Here is a 1,117-nt window from a genome sequence, read left to right as displayed (position 1 = left end):
GTTAAACTGGTGCCTTTTTTTTGTTTGATCAGTTCAGTTAGTTTGGAGAACCGAATCTTTAATCATGCTGTAGAAATATGGTGAGTTCGTTGATTTGGTTTTACAATATAAATAGATATGAGGTGAGGTTTATGGTGAAAGCAGTGGATTTAGCCTCCTAAAATCACAATATATTTTAGGAGGAAATAAAATGAAAAAGGATAGTAAATCTAAAGAAATGATTCAATCTGAAAAAAGGGGTTCTACTAGGCTTTTAATGATGGTACTCTCCCTATCTGTACTTGTAGGTTCAATTACGGCTGATTTAGTCAATCCCGTACTTCCACTAATAAGCAAAGATTTAGAAGCTTCGAAATCTCAAGTGAGTTGGATAGTTAGTGGTATTGCACTTGTTCTTGCGATTGGAGTTCCGATTTATGGTCGAATCTCAGACTTTTTTGAGTTACGAAAGCTATATATCTTTGCCATTATGATTCTGGCAAGTGGTAGTCTTTTATGTGCAATTGCCCCGAACCTCCCATTGTTGGTTTTGGGAAGAATGGTTCAGGGTGCTGGGATGTCCGCAATTCCAGTTCTATCAGTCATTGCAATTTCGAAGGTTTTCCCACAAGGAAAACGTGGGGGAGCTTTGGGAATTATCGCAGGAAGTATTGGTGTTGGAACTGCTGCTGGTCCAATATTTGGTGGAGTAGTTGGTCAATATTTAGGGTGGAATGCCTTGTTTTGGTTCACATTTTTGTTAGCCATTATGATTGTTATTGGTGCCTACTACGCGTTACCGACAATTAAACCGGCAGAATCCGTAGGAAGCAATAAGAACTTTGATTTCATTGGTGGTTTATTCCTCGGCCTCACAGTAGGATTACTCCTTTTTGGCATCACTCAAGGAGAAACTTCTGGTTTTTCTTCGTTCTCATCGTTAACTAGCCTAATTGGTTCTGTTGTAGCTTTGGTGGGATTTATTTGGAGAATTGTTACCGCAGAAAATCCATTTGTACCACCTGTCCTGTTCAATAACAAGGATTATGTCAATACGGTCATAATTGCATTTTTTTCGATGTTTGCTTATTTCGCTGTTCTTGTGTTCGTCCCATTACTAGTCGTTGAGGTGAATGGA

1 protein-coding gene is annotated in these 1,117 nt (G+C 38.8%); it reads left to right on the top strand.

The features are described 5' to 3' along the window. Positions 1 to 190 precede the first annotated feature (190 nt). Positions 191 to 1,117, top strand: a 927-nt coding sequence (locus tag JVU85_RS13660; RefSeq protein WP_204172864.1) for an MFS transporter, incomplete at its 3' end; no start/stop codon positions are given.

The sequence above is a fragment of the Staphylococcus sp. GDY8P72P genome (assembly GCF_016890655.1).
Lineage (GTDB): Bacteria > Bacillota > Bacilli > Staphylococcales > Staphylococcaceae > Staphylococcus > Staphylococcus arlettae.
The sequence above is the reverse complement of the archived record's forward strand: the minus strand, read 5'-3'. Positions and strand labels throughout refer to the sequence as shown.